18 protein-coding genes and 7 tRNA genes are annotated in these 14,154 nt (G+C 44.8%); 2 read left to right on the forward strand and 23 right to left on the reverse strand.

Features of this window, described 5'->3' with window-relative positions:
• The first annotated feature begins 227 nt into the window (after positions 1 to 227).
• The gene (locus AC0QUU_RS13670; RefSeq protein WP_474543445.1) at positions 228 to 392 is read left to right on the forward strand and encodes a hypothetical protein; all 165 of its coding nucleotides are present in this window, start codon (positions 228 to 230) and stop codon (positions 390 to 392) included.
• Positions 393 to 546: 154 nt separating this feature from the next.
• Here the strand turns inward: AC0QUU_RS13670 and AC0QUU_RS13675 are convergent, their stop codons facing one another.
• The 6 genes from AC0QUU_RS13675 to AC0QUU_RS13700 all read right to left on the reverse strand — a co-directional run bounded on the left by AC0QUU_RS13675 (position 547) and on the right by AC0QUU_RS13700 (position 3,380).
• Positions 547 to 1,026 carry an MGMT family protein gene (locus AC0QUU_RS13675; protein WP_474543446.1) on the reverse strand — a complete coding sequence of 160 codons (480 nt, stop codon included), beginning with the start codon at positions 1,024 to 1,026 and terminating at the stop codon, positions 547 to 549.
• Positions 1,027 to 1,164: 138 nt separating this feature from the next.
• On the reverse strand, positions 1,165 to 1,605 hold the full coding sequence (locus tag AC0QUU_RS13680; RefSeq protein ID WP_474543447.1) for a GNAT family N-acetyltransferase: 441 nt from the start codon (positions 1,603 to 1,605) through the stop codon (positions 1,165 to 1,167).
• Positions 1,606 to 1,632: 27 nt separating this feature from the next.
• Complete coding sequence (locus AC0QUU_RS13685; protein WP_474545591.1) at positions 1,633 to 1,971, reverse strand: DUF3788 domain-containing protein; 339 nt, start codon at positions 1,969 to 1,971, stop codon at positions 1,633 to 1,635.
• 1 nt (position 1,972) lies between these two features.
• The gene (locus tag AC0QUU_RS13690; protein WP_474543448.1) at positions 1,973 to 2,305 is read right to left on the reverse strand and encodes a DUF3795 domain-containing protein; all 333 of its coding nucleotides are present in this window, start codon (positions 2,303 to 2,305) and stop codon (positions 1,973 to 1,975) included.
• Between the two features lie 3 nt (positions 2,306 to 2,308).
• Positions 2,309 to 2,710, reverse strand: a complete 402-nt coding sequence (locus AC0QUU_RS13695; RefSeq protein ID WP_474543449.1) for an SRPBCC family protein — start codon at positions 2,708 to 2,710, stop codon at positions 2,309 to 2,311.
• A gap of 22 nt (positions 2,711 to 2,732) precedes the next feature.
• Positions 2,733 to 3,380 (reverse strand): flavin reductase family protein, encoded by a 648-nt coding sequence (locus tag AC0QUU_RS13700; RefSeq protein ID WP_474543450.1) that lies wholly within the window; start codon positions 3,378 to 3,380, stop codon positions 2,733 to 2,735.
• A gap of 119 nt (positions 3,381 to 3,499) precedes the next feature.
• Here AC0QUU_RS13700 and AC0QUU_RS13705 point away from each other — a divergent pair, with 119 nt between their 5' ends.
• Positions 3,500 to 3,667 (forward strand): hypothetical protein, encoded by a 168-nt coding sequence (locus AC0QUU_RS13705; protein WP_474543451.1) that lies wholly within the window; start codon positions 3,500 to 3,502, stop codon positions 3,665 to 3,667.
• Between the two features lie 51 nt (positions 3,668 to 3,718).
• Here the strand turns inward: AC0QUU_RS13705 and AC0QUU_RS13710 are convergent.
• The 17 genes from AC0QUU_RS13710 to AC0QUU_RS13790 form a co-directional block, all read right to left on the reverse strand.
• A tRNA-Leu gene (locus AC0QUU_RS13710) sits at positions 3,719 to 3,802 on the reverse strand.
• Positions 3,803 to 3,905: 103 nt separating this feature from the next.
• Positions 3,906 to 3,978: transfer RNA gene (locus AC0QUU_RS13715), tRNA-Lys, on the reverse strand.
• Between the two features lie 35 nt (positions 3,979 to 4,013).
• Positions 4,014 to 4,085 (reverse strand) — tRNA-Gln (locus AC0QUU_RS13720).
• 49 nt (positions 4,086 to 4,134) lie between these two features.
• Positions 4,135 to 4,208, reverse strand: a tRNA-His gene (locus tag AC0QUU_RS13725).
• Between the two features lie 5 nt (positions 4,209 to 4,213).
• Positions 4,214 to 4,287: transfer RNA gene (locus tag AC0QUU_RS13730), tRNA-Arg, on the reverse strand.
• Positions 4,288 to 4,356: 69 nt separating this feature from the next.
• Positions 4,357 to 4,427: transfer RNA gene (locus AC0QUU_RS13735), tRNA-Gly, on the reverse strand.
• A gap of 5 nt (positions 4,428 to 4,432) precedes the next feature.
• Positions 4,433 to 4,507, reverse strand: a tRNA-Pro gene (locus AC0QUU_RS13740).
• Between the two features lie 143 nt (positions 4,508 to 4,650).
• The gene (locus AC0QUU_RS13745) at positions 4,651 to 5,133 is read right to left on the reverse strand and encodes a metallophosphoesterase family protein (RefSeq protein WP_474543452.1); all 483 of its coding nucleotides are present in this window, start codon (positions 5,131 to 5,133) and stop codon (positions 4,651 to 4,653) included.
• A complete protein-coding gene (locus AC0QUU_RS13750; RefSeq protein WP_474543453.1) occupies positions 5,130 to 5,744 on the reverse strand; it encodes an XTP/dITP diphosphatase in 615 nt (204 codons plus the stop codon). Before AC0QUU_RS13750 ends, AC0QUU_RS13745 begins: the two co-directional genes overlap by 4 nt.
• Before the next feature lie 12 nt (positions 5,745 to 5,756).
• Positions 5,757 to 6,905, reverse strand: a complete 1,149-nt coding sequence (locus tag AC0QUU_RS13755) for a THUMP domain-containing class I SAM-dependent RNA methyltransferase (protein ID WP_474543454.1) — start codon at positions 6,903 to 6,905, stop codon at positions 5,757 to 5,759.
• Between the two features lie 128 nt (positions 6,906 to 7,033).
• Complete coding sequence (locus AC0QUU_RS13760; RefSeq protein WP_474543455.1) at positions 7,034 to 7,225, reverse strand: hypothetical protein; 192 nt, start codon at positions 7,223 to 7,225, stop codon at positions 7,034 to 7,036.
• A gap of 308 nt (positions 7,226 to 7,533) precedes the next feature.
• Positions 7,534 to 8,169 carry a cytidylate kinase-like family protein gene (locus AC0QUU_RS13765; protein ID WP_474543456.1) on the reverse strand — a complete coding sequence of 212 codons (636 nt, stop codon included), beginning with the start codon at positions 8,167 to 8,169 and terminating at the stop codon, positions 7,534 to 7,536.
• A gap of 173 nt (positions 8,170 to 8,342) precedes the next feature.
• A complete protein-coding gene (locus AC0QUU_RS13770) occupies positions 8,343 to 10,385 on the reverse strand; it encodes an ABC transporter permease (protein ID WP_474543457.1) in 2,043 nt (680 codons plus the stop codon).
• Positions 10,382 to 11,146: an ABC transporter ATP-binding protein gene (locus tag AC0QUU_RS13775; RefSeq protein ID WP_474543458.1), complete on the reverse strand. Its 765-nt coding sequence runs from the start codon at positions 11,144 to 11,146 to the stop codon at positions 10,382 to 10,384. The genes AC0QUU_RS13770 and AC0QUU_RS13775 overlap by 4 nt, the downstream gene beginning before the upstream one ends.
• A gap of 163 nt (positions 11,147 to 11,309) precedes the next feature.
• Complete coding sequence (locus AC0QUU_RS13780; RefSeq protein ID WP_474543459.1) at positions 11,310 to 12,299, reverse strand: sensor histidine kinase; 990 nt, start codon at positions 12,297 to 12,299, stop codon at positions 11,310 to 11,312.
• Positions 12,296 to 13,024, reverse strand: a complete 729-nt coding sequence (locus AC0QUU_RS13785; protein ID WP_474543460.1) for a response regulator transcription factor — start codon at positions 13,022 to 13,024, stop codon at positions 12,296 to 12,298. Before AC0QUU_RS13785 ends, AC0QUU_RS13780 begins: the two co-directional genes overlap by 4 nt.
• 258 nt (positions 13,025 to 13,282) lie before the next feature.
• Positions 13,283 to 14,116 carry a PRD domain-containing protein gene (locus AC0QUU_RS13790; RefSeq protein ID WP_474543461.1) on the reverse strand — a complete coding sequence of 278 codons (834 nt, stop codon included), beginning with the start codon at positions 14,114 to 14,116 and terminating at the stop codon, positions 13,283 to 13,285.
• Positions 14,117 to 14,154: the final 38 nt, after the last annotated feature.

Consider the following 14,154-nt stretch of genomic DNA (forward strand, 5'->3'; position numbering starts at 1 on the left):
TTAAAACATTACTTCAAATTCGAGAATACGAATGTCAGCAATGCCAGAATGAACATTCCAAAAGCCATCAGGTCTTTAAAGTCAAATGGTTTTCTGTCCATCAGCACCACCCCCATTCTATGTAAGAATCGAGGCCAGACCACCCTGCAACACGGTTATCCCTGTCCATATACTATCACATATACCGAATGCGTACAATATTGTTTTTCAGTAATGCCGGAGATATAATGGAATGCCCGGATCTGGCGCAGCAATGTGCGGAACAAATAGAAAAAGAGCTGGACGATCATACGGTGGGATGCACTGTGACATATGACGGAGCAGATTACCAGAGGCTGGTTGATCGTGGGGTGGAAGAGATCGAAGGATATAATTATACGGAAGACCTATAAAGCCGGGGCATCCGCTATAATGTCCCCGGCTCTTCGTTTCTGTGAAAATGTAATTTTACTTTTTGTATTTGCTGATAAAGATTTCAATTCTTGAATAAAACCGCCTTAATGACAGGTAGGTATCAGACAGGAAAGCCCTGTCTAACACATAGGCTTACCCTAAATAAAACAATGCTTTCTCATAATCCTGCACGTAGTATCTAATATTCTTGCGCCCTTTTTGAATAATTGTGTGTCCTTCTGCTTCCAATTTCTCTTTTTGAGCCTCTATGCCACCGGGGTACTTGGCGTTCAGCTCGCCATTTGCTTTTAAAGTTCGCCAGTATGGAGTTTCATCTTCAGAACGCTGGAAACTTGCCCATGCCGCGATAGATACAAATATTCCGGCTGTAATAGGCTCTGTAAAATCAGCCCCCTTCTGTATAGCAAAATACTCACGGATTTTCCCGACAGTAATAACCTTCCCATAGGGAATTTGTTTCATTACTTTGTCATAGTCGATTGGCGGAGCAAAATACATTCTGCTTCCCCCATATTTCTTAATGCTTTTCTGGTCAGTAATAATCTGAAATTTTGGCATGTCTTTACTATCATGCAGCATAGCATTAAAATCTTTTTTATCTTCGTTCGCCATGTTTTAACACCTCCTGCCGCAATTATAAAGAAGTCAAACATTTCATGCAATGAGACGGTTTTAAAAATCTTTCAAGCAGACAGTCTACGCTTCTGAGAGTATGGCTTTTCGTACATCCATTTTCTGCATCTCCGTAATTCAGAATTGTCTCTTGTATTTCATAGGTGTATATCTCATACCATCAGATAGCTGCTCGGCATCCGTATCTACAAAGCCCAGCTTGCGGTAAACTGGAACAGCATATGGAGAAGAATTAACAGTAATAACTTCACTACTGCTATTTGCCAGAAGATACTCCCATAATTTTCTGCCGATACCTTGCCGATGATATTGGGCTTTAACAAAAAAGCAGCAAATATGCCTGCGGTTCTTGTTTGTGGCAATAACACCTTTTAACTCCCGATTGTCATACGCTCCCCAAAACTCCAATGTGCTGATTATCTCTTTATCTTCAATAAAATCCTTAAACGATTGCACACCTTTCTCAGAATAATCAGGTGCTTCAAATTGCAAAAATGTTGTCCAAATAAGATCAATAGCTTCGTGGGTTTGAGCTCTCTCAATTTTTGTAATTTCCATACCAAGTGCCTCCTGAGAAAAATATCACTATTTCCGGTTGGGCTTTCTTTTAATAGCCAATAGCTTTATATAATCTTCAAATTCAGAAGTGTCGGTCGGCTCAAACATTACCCATTTTCCGTCACGATAGGTTTTTGCTTGGTCATATTGGCTACAAACAGAATCGGAAAGCGTATCCCGTATCTCTTCAAACTTTGCCCTTTCGTCCTTCCCAAAAATAATCATAAAACCAACGCAGGTCTTTTTCGCGTATAGACTGCAAAGCGTTTTACCCCCTCTGCGGTATTTATACTCATACGTCCAATTCTTGCCGCCGGTATTCCACAACCTTTCCATGTCGTATTTTGCATCAGTTACTATATGTATTCTATCCCTTCAAATTCTCTAAGGCAGACGGATTATTTTCTAAGATTGCCCCAACAGTGGGGCAGGTTTCTATTTCAGAACAGTCACCGCAGGTGGATACGCCTTTTTTCAAAGCACATTTCCGGGTTTCGCACATATGCTCACAAAATACCGTTTTTGCTCCGTCCGCGCGACAGCCCTCGCAGTTAATATGTTCCGGCAGAATCGGAGCATTATTTAACTCTGCCCACATTTTCGCTGTTTTCTCACGCAATGCCTGATCGTCATTGACGGTCGCAAGGTATGCATCGCACTTTTCGCAATCCAGTCCGCAGTATCCAATCATTTCTTTCATTAGTTATATCCCTCCCAGGGTTTTTCTCATGTCCGCAACAAACTGTGCCTGCTGCTTTTTCAGATATGACTTCACAAAGGGCTTCATCAACAATTTCTTGGCTTCTACGCACTCTGTAAAATCTATCTCGGTTTCGTTGCCTTTATCAGTAAAAACACCGATCCAATGTCCTTTCATATTGCTGTTTTCCATATTGAATTCCCAGCGTCTGTATGGTTCAACAAGTGTTACGGTAAAGGTTGTAGGATAGCCATCATTGGTGTATTCGATAAATTGCTTTTCATTTATGGTCTCCGTTTTACTCAGGTCGCTTCTCCAGGTGCCATAATTCTCGATATCCAAAACAAAATCCCACACTTTGCGAAGGTCACTTGGAATCAGCGCTTTTATATTTGAGGTCGCCATCTGCACACTCCCTTTTCCAAAATCAATCGTATTTCTCAATATGTACCGTTGCAATTGCAGACTGGTTCGGTTCCCCAGTAACAAGGTCTTGTGGCGCAGGAATCAACATCATAAAGCCATCTTTACCATATCGCTGATTATATCCTTGTGCATAGGATTCTTCCACGGAAATATGCTGCACCTGCCCGATCACCATAGCTGTTATTCCCGCACCACTCAAGTCCTGCATGTCTTTCAATGTGCATTCCATGCTAAGAAACGCCTCATTGATCACGGGTGCGTGGATAGTTTTTGCCTTAGAGATTGTAAAGCCTCCGGCCACAAACTCATCATCGTCAATTTCGTTGTGGTGAATTGTGTTTACCAAATTGTCATAATAGCTGATCGGAAGAAAATTAATACAAAAACACTTGTCTCTTTTAATATTGGTGTAGGTATGGGTGTGCTGATATAGATTTCCCATCACAGCAAAGAAAGCAGTTTTGTCCCCATGAAAGCAGCTCCAAGAATGAAAGCACACATTCGGTTTGCCGTTTTCTTTCCAAGTGGTAATTGCAAACAGAACGGTCGGTATTCCTGATGTTACTTCAAAATGAGAAAACAACTCGAATTCTTCTGGATATGAAGGTTTGAAATATTGCGGAAAATCTTTTCCAATTTCTATTTTCACTATGGCACCTCCTACGAAAATCCAATCTGTTCCCACCATTATACCTTTTCTGCTTACCGTTGAGAAGATGTTTTCGTTCCTTCTGCCAAAATATTTGTAGCCCTCAACAAGAACGCGAAGTGGAAATTGTCAAGCAAAATGAGCAGCACGATGATGCTGCTCATTTTGGTATAGCTTCACAAAACAATAATTTTTTTGACGAGGGTTTAAGTATGGACAATTTATTGCAATCGGACAAAAAAGAAGTGAGCAGTCCGACCCGCAAAATCGAACTGCTCACCCTATAAAAACTACTCAAACCACTAATTTTTTTAGTGCAGGTTTAAGTATGGACATTCTGGTGCGGATAACAGGACTTGAACCTGCACGTCGTAGACACCAGATCCTAAGTCTGGCGCGTCTGCCAATTCCGCCATATCCGCTCACGCTGCCCGAAGGCTTTTTATTTTCCGGAACAATCCGGAAAATCTTTCTTCAGAATAAAAAATAACCGGAGATTATATTCTCCGGTTATCTTAAATCCAGTGAGCGTGCGGGGATTCGAACCCCGGACAACTTGATTAAAAGTCAAGTGCTCTACCACCTGAGCTACACGCCCATATTTTTTTTACCGGCTTTCCCATGTAAATAAAACTGGGCTAGCTGGATTCGAACCAGCGAATGCAGGAGTCAAAGTCCTGTGCCTTACCGCTTGGCGATAGCCCATTAAAGACTTAACCTGACACTGCCTGCCAGTGCGAATATAAAAGAAAAGGGTGGGTAGTGGGACTCGAACCCACGATATCCAGAACCACAATCTGGCGCGCTAACCAACTGCACCATACCCACCATAACGAGCCTGGGGGGATTCGAACCCTCGACCTACGGCTTAGAAGGCCGTTGCTCTATCCAGCTGAGCTACAGACTCATATCAATATCCCCTTTTTCAAAGGCCCCTCATACCAGCAAAAGCTTTCCTTTCGTTCTGATATGAGAAAGCGGGTGATGGGAATCGAACCCACGTATCCAGCTTGGAAGGCTGGTGTTCTACCATTGAACTACACCCGCACAGATCGGGGTGACAGGATTCGAACCTGCGACCTCCTGGTCCCAAACCAGGCGCTCTAGCCAAGCTGAGCCACACCCCGGTATTCCTTCTACGTTTTCCTGTCTAACCCGTAGCGCATTGATTATTATATTATAGCGTCCTTATCTTGTCAACATTTTTTTTAATTTTTTTTAACCTTTTTTTCAGTTCATTTAAAAACTATATTTTCACCATTCCCGCCTGTCACTCCAGGTAACACTGCTTAAAATAAGGACGACCCTCTCCATCTGTTTCCATAATCATATAACTGCCCTTTCTGCCCTCCTGCCTCGGGAAAGAAAGACTTCCTGGATTCAGTACAATAATCTCGTCCATCTCTTCGAAAAAAGGTCTGTGCGTATGACCGAACATTACGATATCGGCCTTCCGCGCCTTTCCTTCTTCCCGGATATATTCAGGATCCAGAGATACATAATAGGAGTGTCCATGTGTAATAAAAATCTTATACTTTCCGATGTAAAACTCCTCTTCTCTGGGCAGATCTGAAAAAAAGTCATTATTTCCCCTGACTATATGCTTCTCACAGTCCACAACTGTGTCAATATACTCTTCTCCGCCCTCGACATCCCCCAGGTGAATCAGCATATCGATATCTCCGGCCTCCTGCAGTGCACGGTCCAGGCCATTATGTCTGCCGTGTGTATCACTGACAATCAACACTCTCATAACGCTTCCTCTCTCAGTTTTTCCTCCAGAATTCTTTTCATTGCCCGAAGTGCTTTTCCCCGATGGCTGAGCAGATTTTTCTGCTCCGGATCCATCTGCGCTGTTGTGCTCCCGTATTCAGGGACATAGAAAATCGGATCATAGCCGAATCCATTATCCCCGGCAATTTCATGGGCAATCTGACCTTCAATCGTTTCCCGGACCGTACACGATGTCCCGTCCGGGAAAACTGCTGCCACAGCACACACAAACCGGGCAGTTCTCTCATCGTCAGGCACCCCCTCCAGCCGGTCAAGTAAAATCCGGTTCTTTATATCGTAAGAAGTGTCCTCTCCTGCAAATCTTGCAGAATAAATACCCGGCGCTTTATCCAGGTAATCAATTTCCAGTCCGGAATCGTCCGCGAGAACAATATCGTTTGTCAGCACTCTCGATACGGTTCTTGCCTTAATCTCCGCATTTTCCTCAAAAGTCATGCCGTCTTCTATAATTTCTTCATCAACGCCGGCTTCCTTCATGGATACGATTTCCATTCCGAGATCGGCCAGAATCATACGGATTTCTTTCATTTTATTTTCATTACCAGTGGCAAATACTATTCTTCTTTTCATTTTATGTACCTTCTATCTTTTCTGTTTCGGCGGCCTGGGGCCGGTAAACTGGTAAAAATACGTTCTCAGCATTCCATTATATAGCTTTCTGTTTTTGTCTGCTTTTCTTCCGAAATATCGTTCTGCATCTTCATAACTGGTAATCATATAGGCAGACCACGTATCCAGCTTTCGGAAACTCTCTCCGAATTCTCTGTACAGTTTCGGAAGCGCTGCCTTTTCTTCCAGCCTTTCGCCATAAGGAGGATTCGTAATGATAAATCCATATTTCCCCGGATGGCTCAGCTGACTGACTTCCCGGCGCTGAAAATGAATGAGATGGTCAACTCCCGCATCTGCCGCATTTCTCCTTGCGGTTTTCAGGACATCGCTGTCTATGTCATACCCCTGGATGTCTGTTTCAATATTTGTATCCATCTGGTCATGCGCCTCATCTATGGCCTCATACCAGTATTTTCTGTCAATCAGGTTGGTCCACTGTTCTGCCGTAAACTCCCGGTTCATGCCGGGAGCTATATTCGCCGCCATCATAGCCGCTTCGATGGGAATGGTTCCGCTGCCGCAGAAAGGATCCACAAGGATCCGTTCCTTCTTCCATGGGGTAAGCATAATCAGTGCCGCGGCAAGATTTTCTGCAATAGGAGCCTTTCCGGCAGCAGGACGGTATCCTCTTTTATGAAGAGATACTCCGGTGGTATCAATCCCTACCGTGACCACATCCTTCATCAGAAATACACGGACAGGATAGGAAGCCCCGTCTTCTGTAAACCACTGTGTATAATAACGGAATTTCATCCTCTCTACCATAGCTTTTTTCATTATAGACTGAATATCCGAGGGACTGAACAGCCTGCTTTTGACAGACGCGGCTTTCGTAACCCAGAACTTTCCGTTTTCAGGAATATATCTCTCCCACGGAATTTCTTTCGTCTTCTGAAAGAGTTCTTCAAAAGTAACCGCGGTAAAGCAGCCCGCTTTTAAAAGAATCCGTTCCGCAGTGCGCAGAAATATATTGGCCCTGCAGGCGGCATCCATTCCGCCCCGGAATGTAACCCTTCCGTCTTCTACCTGAGTAATCTCATATCCCAGATTCTGAATTTCTCTTTTCAGAACAGATTCCAGTCCGAAATGACAGGGAGCAATCCACTCCATTTTCTCCATAAAACTTTTCCATCCTCACAATTCGTCTTCTTTCATATTACTATAAATCAGGGGCAGAGTAAAGTTTAACTTTACTCTGCCCCTGCATGTTCCGTCCTGATTTTCAGCAGATAAAATATCCCGGAAAACTAGTAACGGTCGCTTTCGTCATAGGCATCTCTGGTTTTCCCACAATTCTTATTGCCCTGAACAGTATTTTTGTTTGTATTCTTATTCTTGCTCTGCCCGTCAGCATAGGATGAATAGGAATTACTGTTTGTAGTTGTGTTTTTGTTCATGTTTTTGTTTGAATTGTTTGTATTTGTGTAGTTCTTTGCCATGAGTATTCCCTCCTGTTTATTTGGTACATTGTTATTGTCTCTTACTCAGGCATTTTTTATTCACTTTTTTACATGTTTTTATTTTTTCTGTTTTTTTATTTTTTTCTTGCTTTTTCCAATTTGATATATTATACTATGTTTTGTAGAAAGGTTACTTTCTACAACCCCTTATTAATTATTTATACTCCCCTCAAAAGACCGATGGCTCCCCCATCGGTCTTTTACCATTTCTCATTAAAAATAACGGTGGTTCTCCACAACCGTTTCTTCTGCCATGGAGAACCACTTCTTTTTCACATTATACTCTGTTATTTATCTCTTGACTTCCACTTTCTGTAAATAGCCTCCAGAGCATCCACCGTTCCGTCTATTCCCAGCAGACTGACATTGAACATCATAGCGTTTGCCTCAATACTGCCCCACTCTCTGCCGGTCCTCGTCTCATAATAAACCCGTCTTTCCCGGTCTGTTTTTTTGATCTTGTCCCGGGCCTGTCTTTCATCCAGATCATACAGTTTCATGATTCTTCTGATACGGTCTTCTTTATACGCGTAAATAAATGTATTAATGCAGTTGGAGTAATCACCCAGCACATAGTCTGCGCAGCGTCCGACAAAAATGCCCGGTCCCTGCTCCGCAAGTTTGCGGATAATCGCGGACTGTTTTTCAAAAACTTTGTCGCTTAAAGGTTTTCCGGACTCATCACTGGTCACAAACGCCCGGTATTCTATACTGCTGGCCGCATACGCGGACAGAAATCTCCCCAGTACCGTCTCGTCTACCTTTGTAGCGTCTTCATTGCTGATGCGCAGCTCCTGTGCCGCCATGTGAAGCAGATTATGATCATAGAGGGGAATATCCAGCCTTTCTGCCAGGCGGTTTCCCACCTCATGGCCTCCGCTTCCGAATTGTCTGCCTATCGTAATAATTGTGTGCTCCATCATATCTGTCACTCCTCTCTGCAAACATGCGTCTTATCTTCCGCGCTGTCTGAAAAGTACAGCGCGGACTGCTGTTTTGCCTCTAGGAACAGTATACCATCAAAGGCCGGATTCGGACAGACAATTCTTTCACTTTTCTGTATATTGTTTCTTTTCTTTGTATTGCAGATGTATTGTCATCTCACTTCTCCTCTTCCGCCAATAATCGTCAGATAACTTTTCGATGTAAGCAGATAAATAATAATATAGAAAAGCGCAAATACAATATAGCACACCGCAGTTACTTCAATAAGCAGGGTTGTATTGGAAAAACCCAGAAGGTTGAGGATTCTCCGTATAATCGGAAAGGCAAATCCCGTGTGCAGCCCTGCCGCTATAAGGGGCAGGAAGAAAACAGTCAGCACCTGCGAATTCACGCTTCTGCGCACTTCCTTTCCGGTCATACCTATCTTCATCAGTATATCAAACCGGTCCTGATCTTCATATCCTTCCGATATCTGCTTATAGTAGATAATAATTACCATGCCGGCGATAAATACAATTCCAAGAACAATTCCCAGGAAGAAAAGGCCTCCGTACATGCCCAGAAACCAGGACCGCTCCAGCTCCCGTCCTTCCAGACTGATTCTCTGGGAAAAATCCGCATTATCATTCTGAGTCTGGGAAAAACGGTCAAATATTTCATTTGTAATCTCAACCTGTTCTTCACTGGAGCAGTCCAGATCAAATCCGTAATACTGAAAAATCTCAGAGGAAGCATCCTGATAATATTTCGCCTGGGCCTCATATATTTCCTTCAGTGTATCATTGTCCGGCACAAATATATACATGGACGGAACCAGTGAAGCCGCATCTGTTCCGTAGAGATTAAACTCACCGATGACACGCTTAACCTTCCATGTAGATCCGCCTTCTACCGTAATCGTATCGAAACTGTACGTTTTTTCATTTTTTGGCATACAGATCATCACTTCATCTTCTGCCAGCGTCTCATTCGTCCCCTTCAGTCTGTTATAGTCATCAATCGTAATCACATATATCTCACGAAGACTGCTTGTATCTTCTATCGAGAAGTCACTCATAGACGATGTGTCAAATAAAATTCTGTCTTCCCGCTGAAAGCCCGAAGTGTCAAGCATCGTATATTCGATCACATTCTCCTGTCTGGCTCCATGCTCTTCCACTACCTGATCCATAATAGTCTTTGCCTGCGCCGCTTCTTCATCATCCTCTGTGTAAATATCCGCTGTAATCTCCCGCGGGTAGCGGGCATGCAGCATATCTTCCATGCCAAGCCACAGGCACATTACACCCGACACCATAACAAGCACCATAGTCGAAAGGATACAGATCGAGGCAAGTCCGGCTCCGTTCCGCTTCATACGGTAGATCATGGAAGACAGAGACACGAAATGATTCGTCCGGTAATAGTACCTCTTATTTTTCTGCAGCATTCTTCCGAAGGTAACAGATCCTGCAATAAATAGAAGGTAAGTCGCTGCAATTACCATGATCACCGCAACAAAAAACCACACCAGAGCGGTAATCGGATCTTCAATGGTTACCGCCAGATAATATGCGCCTCCCAGAAGGATAATTCCGGCAAGTGCGAAGAACCAGTTTCCTTTCGGCGGTTTCTCTCCCACCTTATCGCTTCTGAGCATCTCCACCGGCCGGGAGCGCCACAGAAATACAAGCATACGCAGCATAATCAGAGCAAAGATAACGACAAAAAGTACAATTGTCGACATAATTGCCTGAGGATCAATCTGCATGTCAAAACTGATATTTTCTCCCAGAAGTTTTGTAATCACAAGCTCTCCCAGTTTTGAAAAAAGCACCCCCAGCACAAGCCCGCCTGCAATTGAGATAACTGCGGTCAGCAGCGTTTCGCAGATCATAATCTTTGCAAGATTCCGTTTGCCCATTCCCAGAATATGATACAGGCCGAATTCTTTCTGCCGTCTGCGGATCAGGAAAGAATTTGTATAATATAAAAAGATTACTGAAAATACTCCAATCACTCCGACTCCCAGATTAAGCATCTGCTGCACGGCGTCCCCGCCGTGCATACTCTGAAGCGTGCTGCTTCTGCACAGAAACGCGACAATATAGTACATCATGACCATGCAGATACAGGTCAGCAGGTATGGGAAATACATTTTCCGGTTCTTTGATATGCCTGTGGCAGCCAGTCTGAAATAAAATGTTCCTCTCATCTTCTCTCACCGCCTGTCGCCAATATGGTAAGTGTGTCGGAAATTTTCTGATAGAACTGTTCGTCCGTCATCTCCCCTCTGTAGAGCTGGTGATATACCTCACCGTCCCGGATAAACAGTACCCTTCCGGCGCGGCTGGCAGCCTTAACCGAATGAGTTACCATCAGTATGGTCTGTCCCCTGCGGTTGATTCTGGCAAAAAGAGACAGCAGCTCATCTGTGGAGCGGGAATCCAGTGCTCCGGTCGGCTCATCCGCAAAGATCAGCCGGGGATCCGTTATAATGGCGCGGGCCACAGCCGCCCTCTGCTTCTGTCCGCCTGATACTTCGTAAGGATATTTTTCCAGAAGATCCCGGATGCCCAGCTCTTCTGCCGTGGAATAAAGCTTCTTTTCCATCTTTCTGTAAGGTACGCCTTTCAGAACGAGGGGCAGCAGAATATTATCCTTCAGGTTAAATGTATCCAGCAGATTAAAGTCCTGAAATACGAATCCCAGATTATCTCTCCGGAATTCAGAAATATTTTTGTCCTTTATGGCAGACAGAGGCTTCCCGTCCATATAGACGTCCCCTTCTGTGGGGCGATCCAAAGCCGCCATAATATTAATCAGTGTTGTCTTTCCGGAGCCGCTCTCTCCCATAATCGCTACATACTCCCCTTCTTCCACAGAGAAATTCACGCAGGACAATGCCTGCACCTGATTTCCTCCGAAACGGGTTCTGTATATTTTCTTCAGATTTCTCACTTCCAAAACAGCCATGTGCAATGACCTCCTCTTTATTATTCCGAATACATCCGGCAGATTTTCCGCCTGACAGACACTCCTGTCATATGTTTCGATAAAAGTATAACAGGGTGCCCGGAATGCCGACATCTGTTTTTGTGACATTCCGGGCGCCCTGTGTGACATTTTCGTAAGTCAGTCATTCTGCCTGAAAGGGATAGGAGGCCAGATCTATGGTAAACCTGCTGCCCTTCCCCGGCTCGGACTGTGCCGTTATGGCATGTCCTAATTTATCCGCGGCAGATCTGCACAGGTACAGACCGATTCCCGTGGACTTTTTATCCTGCCTTCCATTGTATCCTGTATATCCTTTTTCAAAGATACGGGGCAGATCTTCCGGCGCAATGCCGATTCCCGTATCGGACACAGTAAGCCGTTTCTTTTTGTCCACCTCTATGGTCACCGTTCCCTGAGCCGTATATTTCACCGCATTCGAGAGAAGCTGTTCAATGATAAAAGAAAGCCACTTTTCATCCGTAACCACCTTTTCTTCTGTCCCTTTATAAACCAGCCGGATCTTTTTTCGTACAAACTGGCCCGCATATTTCCGGATTGCCTTTCTGACAATCTCATCCAGATTGTATTCCTGAAAAAGGAGATCAGAACCGCCTTCCCCCAGACGGGTATAGCAGAGCGCCATATCCACATACTGCTCTACCCGGAACAATTCGGAGCGCAGCTCCTGATTTTCCTGAGTATCTTCCTGCTGAAGAAGCACCTGCATCACTGCAATAGGCGCCTTGATCTGATGAACCCACCGGGCATAATAATCCTGCATGTCCTTTTTTGCCAGTTCCTGTTTTTCCTTTTCTTTTCTGCCCTTTTCTTCCTGCCGGATAATAATTGCCTGATAGTCTTTCTCAATAAGACTGGAAGCAGGCGGCAGGCATTCCTCGGCCGCGCCGTCATACCTGGAAATCTGCTGCAGTTCCAGATGCCGCTTTTTCATGCGGAAATATCCGGCCATCATAAAAACCGCCGCAAAAAACAGACAGATCAGAAGCGGATACCAGACCGCCTGCATGTCGATGCCATACAGAAAAAAGATAACCCCATAGGCAGCCGCGCAGAGAAGAGCGCAGAAAAACACATGTCTTCTGCTGTACAGATACTGAGCAAACAGTTTCATTTCTCTCCTCCTTTTCCCCGGGCGGAAGATTCTGTCCCTCCTGCCGCGGTAACATTTTCCAGCAGATATCCTTCGCCCACCTTGGTCGTTATAAAATCCTTCAGCCCGGCATGTTCCAGCTTGCGCCGAAGCCTGGCAATATTGACAGTCAGTGTATTTTCTTCAATATAGTTGTCCGTCTCCCACAGTTTTGTTATCAGCGTATCCCTGCTCACAAGCCGCCCTTTATTTTCCATCAGAGTCTGCAGAATCCGGAACTCATTTTTTGTCAGACTTATCTTCTGTCCGTCATAGGTCAGAGATGTGTCATACAGATTCAGAATCGCGCCCCTGTGCTCCAGCACCGGAACTTTTCCCGCCAGATCATATGTGCGTCTCAGCACAGCCTGCACTTTGGCCGTCAGCACGCTTAAGTCAAAGGGTTTCGCCACAAAGTCGTCTCCGCCCATATTTACTGCCATAATAATATTCATATTATCGGCGGCGGAAGAGATAAATATAATCGGCACATCCGAGATCTTCCGGATCTCGCTGCACCAGTGGTATCCGTTGAAAAACGGAAGCGTAATATCCATAAGCACCAGATGGGGATCATACCCGGCAAATTCCTGCAGTACATTGCGGAAGTCTTTTACATACTCCGCTTCATGCCCCCACATTGTCATCTCCTGCTGTATGGCCTGAGCCATAAGCAGATCGTCCTCAACAATCAGTATTTTGTACATGCCATCCTCCTTTATCAGTCATTCATTTTCAGATATCAGCGGCATTATTATGTCCATACTGTAAATCATAGCAACTTCATCCGGATATATCAATCGGCAAACGGATTTTTGCCGTCAGATGCCTCTCTTCTGAAGCGGATATTTCTCTGAAAAAGGCGGGTGGCCGGGTACATTTTCCCGGCTGCCCGCCTTTTCTTATGTCCTGTATTATTTTCGGTTTTACAGGTATTTTCTCATTGATATCTGTATCTTTTTCCTTTATACAGTCTCCGGTGATATCACCCGCTGGATATGAATGGCCAGGAATCCGATTTCCTCCTTCGCCACCGGCTTCTTCAGTTCCCTGCCCATATAACCGCACACTTCCTGCGCCACCTGGCCTGTTCTGGGATAATTGCTGAATATAAAATCGTTAAAATCCGCATTGGTGGACTCTTCGTTTCTGGTCCTTGCCACCATATAATACAGGTGGCTCATAAGACGGGTATATGCAAGGGAATCCGTATCAAAGTGCTGACCGAAGGCCTTCTCGATCATGGAGATACCTTCATTAATAATCCGTGTCGTATTGAGAGTCACCGACACCTGTTCATCCGAAAGGCCGGCGTGAATATGAAGGGTAATAAATCCCACCTCGTCATCTGTAATCTCATTGCCTGTCATCTCCCGGATAATTTCCCGGCCTTTCTGCGCCACGGAAAATTCTTTTGCAAACAGGACACGGATATCCGGCGTAAAAGGGTTTGGCATCTGCCGGTTTTCCTTCGCCCTCTTTGCAGCCAGGGCAATGTGATCTGCCATGGGAAGCAGAATGTCCCGGTTCATCTTGGGAAATACTTTTTCCGCTTCATCGATAATCCGGCCTGCAGCCTCTATAAATTCCGGACGGATACCGTTAACAACCTTAAGCACAGACTGCTGCTTCTGTCTGGTAACAAGGGAGTATACCCTGGCGCCCTGTATCTGCTCTATCTGCTGTGTAGGCCGCTTTCCGAAACCGACCCCGTTTCCCAGAAGAATCAGCTCCCGCCCGGTCTCATTGTGATAAACAAGAATACCGTTATTATTCAGCACCTTAATAATTCGATACATATCTGAATGTCCCTTCTGTATCAAGCGGATATTCACGA

This window comes from Mediterraneibacter sp. HA8405 (genome assembly GCF_056148955.1).